The organism is Brevundimonas albigilva, from assembly GCF_023503965.1.
Classification (GTDB): Bacteria; Pseudomonadota; Alphaproteobacteria; order Caulobacterales; family Caulobacteraceae; genus Brevundimonas; species Brevundimonas albigilva.
The window spans coordinates 2,844,814-2,858,388 of the sequence record NZ_CP097298.1; the positions used below are offsets into that span (position 1 = coordinate 2,844,814).

Genomic DNA, 13,575 nt, shown 5'->3' on the forward strand with positions numbered 1-13,575 from the left:
GCGCCTTGACTTCGCCGGGTTGCGGCGCGACCTAGCCGCCTCGCTTTCGAGGTCTAGGTCTTCATGTCCGTCAAGGTTCGTTTCGCCCCGTCGCCGACGGGTAAGCTGCACGTCGGCAACGTCCGCACCGCCCTGGTGAACTGGCTGTTCGCGAAAGGGCAGGGCGGATCGTTCGTGCTGCGCATCGACGACACCGACCTGGCGCGTTCGACCGCCGCGTTCGAGCAGGGGATCGAGGACGATCTGGCCTGGCTGGGACTGACCTGGGACGAGCGCTACAACCAGTCCAAGCGGTTCGACCGCTATGAGGAGGCGGCCGAGCGCCTGAAGGCGTCGGGGCGGCTGTATCCGGCCTATGAGACGGCCGAGGAACTGGATCGCCGGCGCAAGGTGCAGCTGTCGCGCGGCCTGCCGCCGATCTACGACCGCGCCGCGCTGGACCTGACTGACGCGCAGAAGGCGGCCTACGAGGCCGAAGGGCGTCGCCCGCACTGGCGCTTCAAGCTGGAAGGCAAGCGGGTGTCGTGGGAAGACCTGGCGCGCGGGCACGCCGAGGTGGATACGGCGTCGATGTCCGACCCGGTGCTGATCCGCGAGGACGGCCTGTTCCTCTACACCCTGCCGTCCGTCGTGGACGACATCGACATGGCGATCACCCACATCATCCGGGGCGAGGACCACGTCACCAATACGGGCGCCCAGATCGAGATCTTCGAGGCGCTGGGCGCGCCGGTTCCCGGCTTCGCCCACATGCCGCTGCTGGTCGGCGCGGACGGCGCGGCCCTGTCCAAGCGGCTGGGCTCGCTGTCGATCAGCGAGATGCGCGACCAAGGCTACGAGCCCATCGCCATCACCAGCCATCTGGGCCGCATCGGCACGTCGGACCCGCTGGAAGTCGCCGCCTCCGTCCAGGCGCTAGGCGAAAGCTTCGCCTTCTCCAAGATGGGTCGCTCGCCGGCGCGATACGACACGGCGGACCTGGACCGGTTGAACGCCCAGGCGCTGCACGCCCTGTCCTATGAGGCCGCGCGGCCGCGTCTGGCGGCGGTCAACGCGGACCTGGGCGAGACCTTCTGGGACGTGGTGCGGCCCAACCTGAACAAGTTCGCCGACGTCGTCGAAATGGCGAAGATCGTGAAGGGACCGATCACGCCGGTGATCGAGGATGCGGCCTTCGCCGAGACGGCGCTGGGCCTGCTGCCCGACACCATCGACGAGACCGCCTGGTCGGCCTGGACCGGCGCGGTGAAGGCCGAGACCGGGGCCAAGGGCAAGGCGCTGTTCATGCCGCTGCGCCTCGCCTTGACCGGACAGGCGCATGGGCCGGACATGGCCGCCCTGGCCCCGCTGATCGGCCGAGAGACCATCGTTCGCCGTCTGAGAGGCGAGACGGCCTGACGGCCGCCTCGCGCCCGGTCAGGCGTTGCAGGCGGCGATCTGTTCGTCGGTCAGGCTCACGCCCTTCCAGGAGAAGGCGGTCACCGGGCCCAGACGCTGGACCACCCGGCGGCAGGCGCGGGTCGCCGGTTGTTCGGACCCGCCCGACGCGGTGCAGACCGCGCCTTCGCAGGCCCAGCGGGCGCCGTCCAGGATCAGCGGCCGCGACGGGGCGTCGGCCGCGTCGGCCAGGGTCAGGCGGGTCGGAGGCAGGCTGGTCGGGGCGGGCGACTGCGCCGCGGCGGGAGCGGCCAGCAGGGCGGCGGCGAGAATGAGAGCGCGCATGGGAATCTCCAAACGGGGACGATCGCTTGCCGATCGTTCCCGCCTCTCACCGTCTTTTTAGAAAACTGTCAATGCCGAATGATCGGCGTTCAGTTATCGCAGGTCATGTCGGACCTGCGGCGTGTCGTCGCTGGCGGCCAGCTGGGCCATGGCGTCCTCGACCGTGTCGGCCACCGTCCAGGCCTGAAGGAAGCTGGCCGGGGTCATCCCTTCGGCCACGCTGTGACGCATCAGTTCGAAGAAGCCGTTCCAGAAGCCGTTGATGTTCAGGAAGACGACCGGCTTGTGATGCAGGTCCAACCGTTTCCACGACAGCAGTTCGACGATCTCCTCCAGGGTGCCGATGCCGCCAGGGGCCACGACGAAGGCGTCGGACTGGTCGTACATCAGCTGCTTGCGCTCGTGCATCGAGGTGACGACGATGGTCTCCACGTCGTCGAACAGCCGCTCTCGGCTGCGCAGGAAGGCCGGCATTATGCCCAGCACGCGGCCGCCCGCTTCGTGCGCGGCGCGGGCCGAGGCGCCCATCAGGCCGACGCCGCCCCCGCCATAGACCAACCGCCAGCCCGCCGCCGCCGTCGCCGCTCCAAAATCGCGGGCCGACTGCAGATAGGCGGGATCGGCGCCGTCGGACGAGGCGCAGAACAGGCAGACGGAGGGACCGGCGAACGGCTGGATGGAGACGTCGGGCAGCGACATGGGGCCTCTGGAACTGGATGGGACGCGGCAGGCATGGCCAAACCGGCGGCGGTCGAGCTAACACGAGCCGAACGCTGGGTCGCCAGTCCTATATCGTCGAGGCGCGGGATGGAACTTCGGATCGTCATCATGGCCGTGCTGGTCGCCGGCGCGGGCGCGTGTTCGGGCAAGGACGAGGCGGCGCCGCAGGCGTCGGAGGCGCCGGCCGCCTCGGCGTGGATTCAGCCGCCCCGGATCGACGCCCTGGCCGCCGACGGGACGGATCGCCTGGTGCGCGGCGCCGCGGGGCCGGGCGCGCGCGTGGTGCTGCGCGGCGCGGACGGAGAGGCCGTGGCGGCCGCGGCGGATTCGAAAGGGCGGTTCGAGCTGAGGATCCCCGCCCCCAGCGCCCCCGTGCTGCTGACGCCCGAGGTTCAGATCGGGGAAGACGCCGGTCTCGCCGGATCGACTGGTGCTGATACCGGGCGGCCCGGCGGCCCTGATCGCGGCGGGGGAGGCGACGCGGCGGCTCGACGCCGCCGGTCCGCTGGACGCGATCGATTCCGACGGGGCCGCGCTTCAGATCGTGGGGCGGGCGTCGCCGCAGGGCGCGCCGCCGACGGTCGTAGTCGACGGCGCGCCCGAGGCCGTGACGCGGCTGTCCGACGGGCGCTGGCGCGTGCTGGTCAGCGGCGGGGGCGCGCGTTCGATCGTCGTCGGCGGCCGGACCTACGCCTATCCGGGCGTCGGCGCGCCGGAGGGGACCACCCTGGCGCGCGCGGGCAACGGCTGGCGGATCGGTTGGCCGACGCCGCCCCAGGGCCGGCAGGAATCCTGGCTGCCGGACTGAGGACTTAAGGGTTCGTTCACCAATTCAGTTAAGGAAGAAGGCGACCTCTGCGTATTGGAGGCCACCATCACCGAACCTTTCATCGGCCCGGCCCTCTTCGCCGGGCCTTTTTTTGCGCGCGCGAAAGGTTACGCAGATGTGAAGACGCCGGCCGCCGGCCGACTCCCAACCTCTGTTTTCTGTGAAAGCATGCAGGCGAAGGGGGGATCGAATGCCGACGCGCAAGACCTTGATCCGATCCGAGGCCGGGGTCCGATTGCAGCGGATCGAACGGCTGGGCGCGCGCCAGAAGGCGGCGCTCCAGTTCAGCGTCTCGACCCTGCGCCGCCACGGAGTCTGGCTGTTCGACGACCGCGACCAGGCCGAGGACGCCTATGACCTGGAAGTCATCGCCGCGCTCAGCGACCCCGTGGTGGTCGACATGCAGCGCCGCGGGCTGCTGGAATAGCGGGCTCACGCCGGGGCGGGCCCGGTGGAGGCGCGTTCGATCAGGGAGAAGGGCACGAGGCGGCCCATGGGAAGGTCCGTCTCTCCGGCCTTGGCCCGCATCAGCAGATCGCCGCCTGGGCGGTCATGGCGGCGACGGGCTGGCGGATGGCCGTCAGCGGCGGGTGGCTGAAGCGCACGATCGGGGTGTCGTCAAAGCTGATGATGGACAGATCCTGCGGAATCGACAGGCCGCGCCCATTCGCCACTCGCAGAGCCGCCAGCGCCATCTGGTCGTTGCTGGCCACCACGGCCGTCGGCGGCTGGGCCAGGGCGAGCAGGGCGGTCATGCCGGCCTCGCCGGATTGAAAGCTGAAATCGCCGGGCGTCACCAGGGCGGGATCGAACAGGCCGTGCGCCTTCAGCGCGTCCGCGTAACCGTCTAGGCGCGCGGCGCTGAGAGCGTATTCGTCGCTGCCGGTGATGAAGCCGATCCGCCGGTGGCCCAGGTCGATCAGCCGCCGGGCAGCGACGCGGGCGGCCTCGGCGTCGTCCATGGCGATGGCGAAGCCGGCCCCTGGCGTCTGGGAGCCGATCCGGGCGAACGGCAGGCCGCGGCGCTCCAGCAGATCGGTGATCAGCGGATTGTCCGAGTGCGGCGGCGTCAGGATCACCCCGTCGGGATTCAGGGCCGCGAGGGCGCCGGCGACCTCGCGCTCGACATGGCTGGAATGGGTGTCGACCAGCTCGAAGATCATGCGGTAACCGCGTCGGGCGCACTCCAGCATTCCGCCCATCAGCATCTGGTCGACCCAGTCCGTGCCCTCGCCGGATGTCCAGCCTTCGATCGTGCGGTCACGGTCGTTCAGGGCCAGCAGCAGATAGGACCGCGATCCCCCCATGCGGCGGGCGGCCAGACTGGGAGTGTAGCCCAGCTTGGCGATGGCGGCGTTGACGCGCGCCTTGACCTCGGCCCGCACGTTGGGTCCGTCGTTGATGACCCGCGACACCGTCTGCAGGGAGACGCCGGCCTCGGCGGCGACGTCCTTGATGGTTACCGCGCGCCGCAAGCCGATGGTCCTCTGCACCCCGACGCCATTGTGTCAGCCTTGACCGTTTCGAAGCAAGGGGAAGCCGTCACACCGGCGCCGCCCAATCCGGCGACGGGGCGGTGCAGTGATCCTTCAGGAAGTCGGCATGGCGGGGCAGGCCCTCGACCGCGCGTCGTATGGCCGTCGCCGCCTGATCCAGATAGGCGGGCATGCCCTCGAACGGGATGCGGTCGATCAGGGGATGATAGGCGCGGGGATGCACGCCCATGCCTTCCAGCACCGACTGCCAGCTGACGCTGCGGAACATCAGGTCCACGCCCTCGCGGACCGTGCCGTTGACCTGGAACAGCTCGATCTTGCTCTTGAGCGATTCCGGCATCTCCATCGTGCGGCACTGACGCCAGAAGTCGTTGTCGTCCCGCTGGGTCGTGGCGTAGTGCATGATGACGAAGTCGCGGATCTCCTCGTAGTCCTGGGTCATCCGCCGATTGTATTCGGCGATCAGGGCGGGATCGCAGTCGGCGTCCGGCAGGAACCGCAGGAAGAAGTCCATGCCCCGGTAGATCAGATGCAGGGCGGTCGATTCCAGCGGCTCTATGAAGCCGCCGGCCAGTCCGAGCGACAGGACGTTCTTCTCCCACAGCCGCTCGCGCATGCCGGTCTTGAAGGGGATGATCCAGGGATCGACGATCGGCTCGCCCTCGGCCTGGGCCAGAAGATTGGCCAGGGCCTCGTCGTCGCTGACATGGCGGTCGCAGAAGACGTAGCCGACGCCGCTGCGCTGCTGCAGGGGTATGCGCCAGCACCAGCCGTGGTCCTGGGCGTGCGCCAGGGTGTAGGGGCCGGGCGGCGTCGGGTTGGTCACCTGAAGCGCGACCGCCCGGTTGCAGGGCAGCCAGGACGACCAGTCATGATAGCCAACGCCCATCGTCTTGCCGATCAGCAGGGCGCGAAAGCCCGTGCAGTCGATGAAGAAGTCGGCGTCGATGCGGCGGCCGTCCTTCAGCACCACGCCCTCGACGAAGCCGTCGGGGCGGGTCACCACCTGGTCGACGATGCCTTCGGTGCGCGTCACCCCACGCGCTTCGGAGAAGCGGCGCAGATACCGGGCCATGCGGCGGGCGTCGATGTGGACGGCGTAGGCGGCCGAGGCGACCGGGGTGCGCGGGGCCTTGAATGGCAGGGTGAAGCGGTCCTGCTCGATCATGACCGAGGCGGCGGCGAAGGCTTGCAGCGGGCCGTCGTAGCCCTGGGCCCGCGCCCTCAGCCAGACCTGATAGAGGTCGTCCATCTCCACCGGGACGCCGAAACGGCCGAACGGGTGGATGTAATCGTCGCCCTTCAGCTTCCAGTCCTTGAACAGGATGCCCAGCTTGAACGAGCCTTGGACCTCCTTGAGGAAGTCCTGCTCGTTGATCCCCAGGCGGGTCAGCATCTGCAGGAAGGGCGGGATGGTGGATTCCCCCACGCCGACGATGCCGATGTCGTCGGATTCGACCAGTTCGATCTCGGCCAGCTTCCCCTTGAAATGCTCCGACATCAGCGCCGCCGCGATCCAGCCGGCGGAGCCGCCGCCGATAATGCAGATCTTCTTCAGGGGGCGGCGGGACTGGTCCATGGAAGGGCTCGTTGGGTTTGTCATGCGGCCTGTCCGCGATCGAGGGCCGCCAGATACTGGGCGTGGTCGGGCGTGGACGCGACCAGGCGGGCGATGTTGTCGCGCATGTCCCGCAGGCCGCGTTCCAGGTCGGCGGGGGTCATGGCGTCGACGGCGGGATCGTAGTCGTCCGGATGGACGCCGAAGCCGTCATAGATCGCCAGCCAGCTGGCGGGATGGAACATCTCCCAGCGATAGCGGACGAACTCGCCCCGGGCGGTCCACAGGTCGATCTTGCGCTGGAGGGTGTCGGGCACGGTCATCTCGCGGCAGTCGCGCCAGAAGGCGGAATCCGTCCGCCGGTTCAGCTTGTAGTGCAGGATGATGAAGTCGCGCACCCGCTCCATCTCGCGCGCGCTCTGGTCGTTGTATTCGTCGATCACCGCCGGGGCGAAGCGGCGGTCGGGGAACAGTTGCTTCAGCCGCGCGACGCCGGTTTCGATCAGGGCGATGCTGGTGCTTTCCAGCGGCTCCAGGAACCCCGCCGAAAGGCCTATGGCGACGCAGTTCCTGGACCAGGCCTGGGCGCGACGGCCGGGGCGGAAGGGAATGCGGCGGGGCTCGGTCAGCGGATCGCCCAGCAGATGGGGCATGAGTTCGGCCAGCACCTGATCGTCGCTGAGATGGGCGCTGGAGAAGACCAGGCCGTTGCCGGCGCGGTGGCGCAGCGGAATGCCCCATTGCCAGCCGGCCGAGCGGGCGGTGACGCGGGTGAACGGGGCGGGGGCGTCGCCGGGGCGGTTGCGGCTCTGCACCGCGAAGGCGGCGTCGCACGGCAGCCAACGGCCCCAGTCCTCGAAGCGCACGCCCAGCGCCTCGCCCAGCAGCAGGCTGCGGAAGCCGGAGCAGTCGACGAACAGGTCGCCCTCGACCTCGCGGCCGTCGTCCAGGGTGACGGCGCGGATGAAGCCGTCCTCCGGCCGCTGTTCCACCGAGCGGATGCGGGCGTCGATGCGCGTGCAGCCCCCGCCTCGGCATAGGCCCGCATGTGCTGGGCGAACAGGGCGGCGTCGAAATGCAGGGCCCAGTCTAACACCGACAACTGGGTCGGCGGATTGGGGGCGGGCAGGGCGAATTTGCCGGCGGCGGCCAGGGCGGCGCCCAGCGAATAGGCGGCCAGGGGCGTGTCGTCGCCAGCCTGCCGCTGCTTCAGCCAGTAGTGGTGAAAGCCGGTCCCTCGCACGTCCTGGCCGTAGTGGCCGAACGGATGGATGAAGTCGGAGCCCGGCGCGCTCCAGTCCAGAAAGCGGATGCCCAGCTTGCAGGTCGCCTGGGTCGCCCGCATCACCGCGTCGTCGGTCATGCCCAACTGGGCGTAGAAGCGGCGGATGGTGGGGATGGTCGCTTCGCCGACGCCGACGGCGCCGATCTCGGAGGACTCGATCAGGGTGATGCTCACCGGGGTCGAGCGGAAGTGCTGGACCAGGGCGGCGGCCGTCATCCAGCCCGCGGTTCCTCCGCCGACGATGACGACAGACCGGATGCGATGGTCTTGCATGTCTGATCCTGAATAACCGGAAAAGGCGGCCGGCGACACGGATGCGTCGCCGGCCCAGTCGCTCAGGAAAGGGTCAGAAGCGAGCGCGGATACCGACGGAGTATCGCGGCTCGAACTGATTGCGGCTGTGGAACTGTTCCTGTCCCGGCTCGAACTCGAAGAAGTAATCCTCGATCTCTCCGAAGATGTTCGAGCCGTTGGCGTAGACCGTCACCATGTCGGTTATGTCGTAGGTGATGTTGGCGTCCACGTACTGCGCGTCATCCTGATAGATCGGGATTGCGCCGTAGGTGGCCGAGAGGCGCCGCGTACGATAGTTCCAGGCCACGCGGGCCTGCAGACGGTCGCCCTGGTACCAGACGGCCGCATTCATCGACTGTTCCGAGTTGTCCGGGAACGGCAGATCCTCGCCCGACAGGTTCTGCGCGTTCTGGGAACTGTCGGAATAGGTGTAGCTGCCGTCGAAGCCGAAGTCCCTCCAGATGGGCGTGTCGATGAAGTCAGACAGGCCGACCTTGGCCCCAACCTCGACGCCCTGGAGTTCGCCGCCCTCGCCCTGAACCGGCCGGTTCACATCCACCAGACGACGGACGACGCCGTCGCCGTCCGGATATTCGCCGCTGAGAGGCACCGTTTCCCGCGTGACGAAGCTGTCGATGTTCAGACGGAAGATGCCGACGTTGAACATGGTGGCGGGGCCGAAATAGTACTCCAGGGCGAGGTCGTAATTGTCCGACCGCCAGGGATTCAGTTCGACCGTGCCGCCGATGCTGGCGCCGGTGACGCGTCTGACGCCGACCGGGGTGCGGTCGGATCCTCGTCCGTAGGTCCTTGCGAATCCACAGTCGATATCGAAACGCCGCCGCCGTAGTTGCCCAGATCCAGGGGGATCATGGTCTTGGCGTAGGCGAAGCGCAGCTTCAGCTTGTCGCTGAAGTCATACTGCAGGTTCACCGTCGGCAGCCAGTCCGTGTAGCTGCGGCTGGAGGTGACGTCGCCGATATCGTTGTTCGTGTCGCCATAGGGACGCGGCGTCGGATCGGTCAGGTTCTGACGCGCGCGCAGTTCGGTTCGGACCATGCGCACGCCGACATCGCCGGACAGGTTCCCGTATCCCAGAACGAAGTTGGCGTAGGCCGCGTCCTCAAACAGGTCCACGTCATAGGTGTTGCCCGGGATGATGACCTCATAGGCGTTGCCGAACACGCGTTCCTGGAAGGCGCGAGCGTCGTCGAAGTCCCGGGGATCGGCGACCCAAACACCCGGCAGACCCGAGGTGATCGAGCCGTAGTCGGTCAGGAAATAGGTGTTGTTGTTCTCGCGCAGCAGCGTCGGGCGGTTCACCGTATAGCCCTGGAAGCAGGTCGGGGCGTTGCCCGGCGTGCCGCCCGTGCAGCTTGTGGGATCGACGATCGGAAGGGTCGGGTCGAACGACGGGTTGGAGACGAACTCGCCCGACCGACACAGCGAGTTGTCCATCACGACGTCGATGGCTTTCCACTGAGCCGAGCAGCCGGCCTGATTGCCCGCGCCCTGACCGGCGTAGAAGTCCGAGAACAGGTGGAAGCTGCGGATCTCGACTTCACGGGCGCTGTGGCGCACGCCGCCGTCGACACGGGTGATGACGCCGAACAACGGCGCGTCCTGGAACTCGTACGAGCCGTCGAAGCGCACCACCGTCAGGTCGGAATTGTTGCGCTGGTTGCTTTCGGACGAATAGGCGCCGACCGTGTAACTGTCGAGGTTCGACATGTAGTCGGTCAGCGGCACGGTCCCGAGGCCGCCGGGCAGGGGCGTGTCGAAACCGCTCCAGGCCAGGCTGTCGCCGGTCAGGTTGATGTGCAGTTGCGGATCGGCGCCGTAGCCGAACGGGTTGGGATCGATATATCGCCCGCCCTGGCTGCCCACCACGCCGTTCGAATAGCGCGAGGCGGGATACATCGCCGCGATTTCGGCGGGATAGAAGGTGCCCCGTGTTCGGTCGCCGGCCTGGCGGAACCGGGTGAAGGCGCGGTCGGGTCCGTACTGCCAGTTCGAAAGGTCGCCCTGGACCTGGCCGTTGATGCTTTCAAGGCTCGCTTCGGCCTTGATGGCTCGAGCGCTGAAGGTGAACGGGCCGCCTTTGTCGTAGTCCAACTCCAGATTGAAGTTGATCGACTCGTTCTCGGTCGCGCGGTTGACGGTGAAGGAGTTCATCCACCAGACGTCGAGGTCGTACTCGCTGACGTTGAGCCAGGGCTGCGGAATCTCCTGGTTCGGGTTCGTCACGCCGGTCTCGACGAAGTCGGTCGGGGTGGTCCAGCCAAGCCCATTCCAGCGATTGGAGATGTTCAGGCCGGCGGCGCGGTTGTATTCCTGCTGGTGGGTGTAGAAGACCTCGCCGGTCAGGCGGATGCCGTCCTCGATGTCGAACTGGAAGGCGCCGTTCAGGCTCTCGCGCTCGCGTTCGACCACGCGGCTGAAGCTGTCGTAGCCGTGGGGCGAAATCCAGTTGTCGCCGCCGCCGCCCCAGTCGTTGTTGCCCAGCACGCTCTGGCTGATGCCGGAGTAGTTGTTGCCCAGGTTCGAATTGCTGATGACGCCGGACAGCATCGCGCCGAAGCGGTCGCCGCGCCAGTTCAGCAGGCCGTTGAACAGATAGTCGGACTCGCTGGTGCGCTCGCCCGTCTGATACTCGGCGGCGGTGAAGACGGTCGGGCCGTAGTCGAAGTCCATCGGCCGGCGGGTGCGCAGGTCGATCGTGCCCGAGATGCCCGATAGGGCGTTCGACACGTCTTGCGACTTGAACACGACGATCGAGCTCATCAACTGCGACGGCACGTCGTTCAGGTTCGGCTGGGCCGTGCCCAGGTTGCCGGGCGCCAGATACTGTTCGCCGTTCAGCAGGGTGATGACCTGGGGCAGACCGCGGATGTTGACGGTCGAGCCTTCGCCCGCCGTGCGCTGCACCTGAATGCCCGGAATGCGCTAAGGGCGTCGGCCACGGTGACGTCGGGCAGCTTGCCGATGTCTTCGGCCGAGATGGCGTCCACAAGCGCGGTCTCGTTGCGCTTGATGTCGATCGACTGGGCCTGTGACGCCCGGATGCCGGTGACGACGATCTCGCCGACCTCGGCGACGTTCTGGTCCATCGGGACCTGTTCCTGGGGCGCGTCCGCCGTCTGGGCGTAGGCCGGCGCGACGAGCGCCGAACTGGCCAGCAGGGCCGCGACCAGGGGTCGCTGGTGTAGTCTCATTGTCTCTTCGTCCCTCTTTGCAGCGCCGCGTGCGTTGGCGGCATTTCTCAGGGCCTTGTGGTGGTCCCTGAAATGGTGGTCCGGCCCGTCAGGCCGGGATCGCCCGCGTCGTGGGCGATGGCGACGGCGTACTCCCCCGCCTCGATGCGCCAGCCGGGCAGGCTGGTGTCGTAGTCGGCGATGATGCGGGGCTCGGCTTTGATGGTCACACGTCGGGTTTCGCCGGGCTGGAGCGACAGTCGCGACCAGCCGGCCAGGCGGCGCGGGCGTTCGCCGCCGGCAGGGCGGACGTAGAGTTGGGGCACGTCGACGCCGGCGACGCGGCCGGTGTTGGTGACGTCGACGCTGACGCTGAGGCCGTCGTCGTTCGAAACGGCCAGTTTGTCGTAGGCGAAGCTCGTGTAGGACAGGCCGTGGCCGAACGGGAACAGCGGCTTCAGCCTCTGACGCTCGTACCAGCGATAGCCGACGTCGGCGCCTTCGACATAGTCGACGGCGAAGTCCTGCATGCCGGGGGCGGGCGGGGCGCCGGGGTTGGCGGCGGCGTCCGCGGCGGCGCTGTCGGCCGCCTTCAGCAGGTCCAGGCCGGGCGGGACCGGACGGGGCGGCTGGTCGGCGGCGGCGGGAAAGGTGATCGGCAGGCGACCCGACGGATTGACCTGGCCGAACAGGATGCGGGCGATGGCCTCGCCGCCGCGCTGTCCGGGGTACCAGGCCTGGATGACGGCCGGAACCCGATCGATCCAGGGCATCAGCACCGGGCCGCCGGTCTCCAGCACCACGACAGTCCGGGGATTGGCCTGGGCGGCCGCCGCGATCAGGGCGTTCTGCTCGGCGGCCAGGTCCAGGTTTTCGGAATCGACCGCCTCGGTGCTCCATTTGGTGGCGAAGACCACCACGACGTCGGCCGCCGCCGCCGCCGCGCGGGCCGCCTCCAGATCATCACCGGCGGCGAAGCTCACCGTCGCCTGCGGGGCCAGCGCGCGGATCGCATTCAGCGGCGAAGAGGCATGATAGGTGTATCGCGCGAAAGAGGCCGCCGCCCCCGACGTCAGCGGCACCTCGACGGGCGCGCCGCCGACCGAGCGGACCTGGGACGACCCGCCGCCCGACAGGACGCCGACATCGGCATGGCCGCCGATCAGGGCGATGGTGCGGGCGTTCGTCGCCAGCGGCAGGACGCCGCCCTCGTTCTTCAGCAGGACGATGCCCGCCTCGGCGGCGCGCTGGGCGACTTCGGCGTGGGCGGCGTAGTCGATGTCCTGCGGTTCGGTCACCACGGGCGCGTCCAGCACGCCCGCCCCGATCAGGCCGGTCAGGAAGCGACGGACCATGTCGTCCAGCCGCGCCTGCGGAATTTGGCCGGCTTCCAGCGCTTCCCGGAACGGCGCGTCGAAGTAGAGAGCCTTGTCCAGTTCCTGGCCCGAAGCCTGGTCGAGACCCGCCATCGCCGCCTTGACGGTGGAATGGACCGCGCCCCAGTCGGACATGACCCAGCCTTCATAGCCCCAGTCGCGCTTCAGCACCTGGTTCAGCAGGAAGTCGTTCTCGCACGACCAGTCGCCGTTGACCTTGTTGTAGGCGCACATGACCGAGGCGGGGTCGCCCCGCTCGATGGCGATTTGGAAGGCCAGGAGGTCGCTCTCGCGCAGCGCCGCCTCGTCCAGGCGGGCGTCCATGATCATTCGCCCGGTCTCCTGGGAGTTGAAGGCGAAATGCTTGATCGTTGAAGCGACGGCGTTCGACTGGACCCCCCGGATATGCTCGCCCGCCAGCACGCCGGCCAGCAGCGGATCCTCGCCCAGATATTCGAAGTTGCGGCCCGCCCAAGGATCGCGCGTCAGGTTGACCCCGCCGGCCAGCAGGGCGTTGAAGGTCTTGGCGCGCGCTTCGGCGCCGATCATGGCCCCGCCGGCGTAGGCGATCTCGGGGTCGAAGCTGGCGGCGGTGGCCAGGCTGGCGGGCAGGGCCGTGGCGACGTCGCCCTTGCGCTGCTCGACCTGGTTGGCGACGCCCAGGCTGGCGTCGCTTTCGCGGATGTCGGGGATGCCCAGGCGCGGGATGCCCGGGATATGGCCGGCCGACGGGATCATGTCCTCGACCGGCGCGCCCGGCGTCCGCTCGGCCAGCGGCGGGAAATAGCCGTGGATCAGCTGCAGCTTCTCGTCCTTCGTCATCCGCGCCAGCAGGGCGTCCGCCCGTTCCGCGCTCTGGACGTGGGAGGCGGCCGGCGACGGCTGCGCCTGGGCCCAGGCGGACGGCGTCGTCGCCAGGACGACGGCGAAGACGGAAACGCCGAGCAGAAGCGAACGAGAACGCATGGAAACTCCCCTGAAGACATCGACAGACCGCCCCTCGCGGCCTTCAGTTGTCAGGAGAAACAGCCGCGCCGCGTCGCGCGGCGACGGGTGTGCGGCCTGGTGAAGCGCACCGATCCGGCCGCCGGCCCGATCCGT

At 68.4% G+C, this 13,575-nt stretch carries 11 protein-coding genes and 1 pseudogene; 3 read left to right on the top strand and 9 right to left on the bottom strand.

The genetic code is table 11. The annotated features are described in order from the left end of the window. Window positions 1-63 precede the first annotated feature (63 nt). The gene (gltX, locus tag MU852_RS15020) at window positions 64-1,398 is read left to right on the top strand and encodes a glutamate--tRNA ligase (protein ID WP_249750231.1); all 1,335 of its coding nucleotides are present in this window, start codon (window positions 64-66) and stop codon (window positions 1,396-1,398) included. An 18-nt stretch (window positions 1,399-1,416) separates the two neighbouring features. On the opposite strand, the gene MU852_RS15025 is transcribed toward gltX, so the two are convergent. Together MU852_RS15025 and MU852_RS15030 are read right to left on the bottom strand one after the other, a co-directional pair. Continuing rightward, window positions 1,417-1,722 carry a DUF8200 family protein gene (locus MU852_RS15025; RefSeq protein ID WP_249750232.1) on the bottom strand — a complete coding sequence of 102 codons (306 nt, stop codon included), beginning with the start codon at window positions 1,720-1,722 and terminating at the stop codon, window positions 1,417-1,419. A gap of 93 nt (window positions 1,723-1,815) precedes the next feature. After that, complete coding sequence (locus MU852_RS15030) at window positions 1,816-2,421, bottom strand: LOG family protein (RefSeq protein WP_249750233.1); 606 nt, start codon at window positions 2,419-2,421, stop codon at window positions 1,816-1,818. 451 nt (window positions 2,422-2,872) lie between these two features. Between MU852_RS15030 and MU852_RS15035 the strand changes: the two genes are divergently transcribed. Next, window positions 2,873-3,250 carry a hypothetical protein gene (locus MU852_RS15035; protein WP_249750234.1) on the top strand — a complete coding sequence of 126 codons (378 nt, stop codon included), beginning with the start codon at window positions 2,873-2,875 and terminating at the stop codon, window positions 3,248-3,250. 211 nt (window positions 3,251-3,461) lie between these two features. Continuing rightward, entirely contained in the window at window positions 3,462-3,698 is a 237-nt protein-coding gene (locus tag MU852_RS15040) for a hypothetical protein (protein WP_249750235.1), read from the top strand. Window positions 3,699-3,798: 100 nt separating this feature from the next. Here MU852_RS15040 and MU852_RS15045 read toward each other — a convergent pair whose 3' ends face one another. The 7 genes and pseudogenes from MU852_RS15045 to MU852_RS15075 all read right to left on the bottom strand — a co-directional run bounded on the left by MU852_RS15045 (window position 3,799) and on the right by MU852_RS15075 (window position 13,440). Beyond that, window positions 3,799-4,746: a LacI family DNA-binding transcriptional regulator gene (locus MU852_RS15045; RefSeq protein ID WP_249750236.1), complete on the bottom strand. Its 948-nt coding sequence runs from the start codon at window positions 4,744-4,746 to the stop codon at window positions 3,799-3,801. Between the two features lie 67 nt (window positions 4,747-4,813). After that, on the bottom strand, window positions 4,814-6,346 hold the full coding sequence (locus MU852_RS15050) for a tryptophan halogenase family protein (protein ID WP_249750237.1): 1,533 nt from the start codon (window positions 6,344-6,346) through the stop codon (window positions 4,814-4,816). Window positions 6,347-6,366: 20 nt separating this feature from the next. Beyond that, window positions 6,367-7,883, bottom strand: a pseudogene (locus MU852_RS18310) (tryptophan halogenase family protein). A gap of 73 nt (window positions 7,884-7,956) precedes the next feature. After that, window positions 7,957-8,733 carry a TonB-dependent receptor domain-containing protein gene (locus MU852_RS15060; RefSeq protein ID WP_347342402.1) on the bottom strand — a complete coding sequence of 259 codons (777 nt, stop codon included), beginning with the start codon at window positions 8,731-8,733 and terminating at the stop codon, window positions 7,957-7,959. Beyond that, window positions 8,631-10,832 (bottom strand): outer membrane beta-barrel protein, encoded by a 2,202-nt coding sequence (locus tag MU852_RS15065; protein ID WP_249750238.1) that lies wholly within the window; start codon window positions 10,830-10,832, stop codon window positions 8,631-8,633. The genes MU852_RS15060 and MU852_RS15065 overlap by 103 nt, the downstream gene beginning before the upstream one ends. Then, window positions 10,763-11,119, bottom strand: coding sequence for a hypothetical protein (locus MU852_RS15070; protein WP_249750239.1), 357 nt, complete (start codon window positions 11,117-11,119; stop codon window positions 10,763-10,765). Before MU852_RS15070 ends, MU852_RS15065 begins: the two co-directional genes overlap by 70 nt. Window positions 11,120-11,166: 47 nt before the next feature. Beyond that, window positions 11,167-13,440, bottom strand: a complete 2,274-nt coding sequence (locus tag MU852_RS15075; protein ID WP_249750240.1) for a beta-glucosidase family protein — start codon at window positions 13,438-13,440, stop codon at window positions 11,167-11,169. Window positions 13,441-13,575 lie beyond the last annotated feature (135 nt).

What these genes read in the sequence shown, in the direction of transcription:
- MU852_RS15075 (WP_249750240.1), bottom strand. Translation starts at nt 13,440, where the DNA reads ATGCGTTCTCGTTCGCTTCTGCTCGGCGTTTCCGTCTTCGCCGTCGTC.
- gltX (WP_249750231.1), top strand. Translation starts at nt 64, where the DNA reads ATGTCCGTCAAGGTTCGTTTCGCCCCGTCGCCGACGGGTAAGCTGCAC.
- MU852_RS15070 (WP_249750239.1), bottom strand. Translation starts at nt 11,119, where the DNA reads ATGAGACTACACCAGCGACCCCTGGTCGCGGCCCTGCTGGCCAGTTCG.
- MU852_RS15030 (WP_249750233.1), bottom strand. Translation starts at nt 2,421, where the DNA reads ATGTCGCTGCCCGACGTCTCCATCCAGCCGTTCGCCGGTCCCTCCGTC.
- MU852_RS15040 (WP_249750235.1), top strand. Translation starts at nt 3,462, where the DNA reads ATGCCGACGCGCAAGACCTTGATCCGATCCGAGGCCGGGGTCCGATTG.
- MU852_RS15025 (WP_249750232.1), bottom strand. Translation starts at nt 1,722, where the DNA reads ATGCGCGCTCTCATTCTCGCCGCCGCCCTGCTGGCCGCTCCCGCCGCG.
- MU852_RS15050 (WP_249750237.1), bottom strand. Translation starts at nt 6,346, where the DNA reads ATGGACCAGTCCCGCCGCCCCCTGAAGAAGATCTGCATTATCGGCGGC.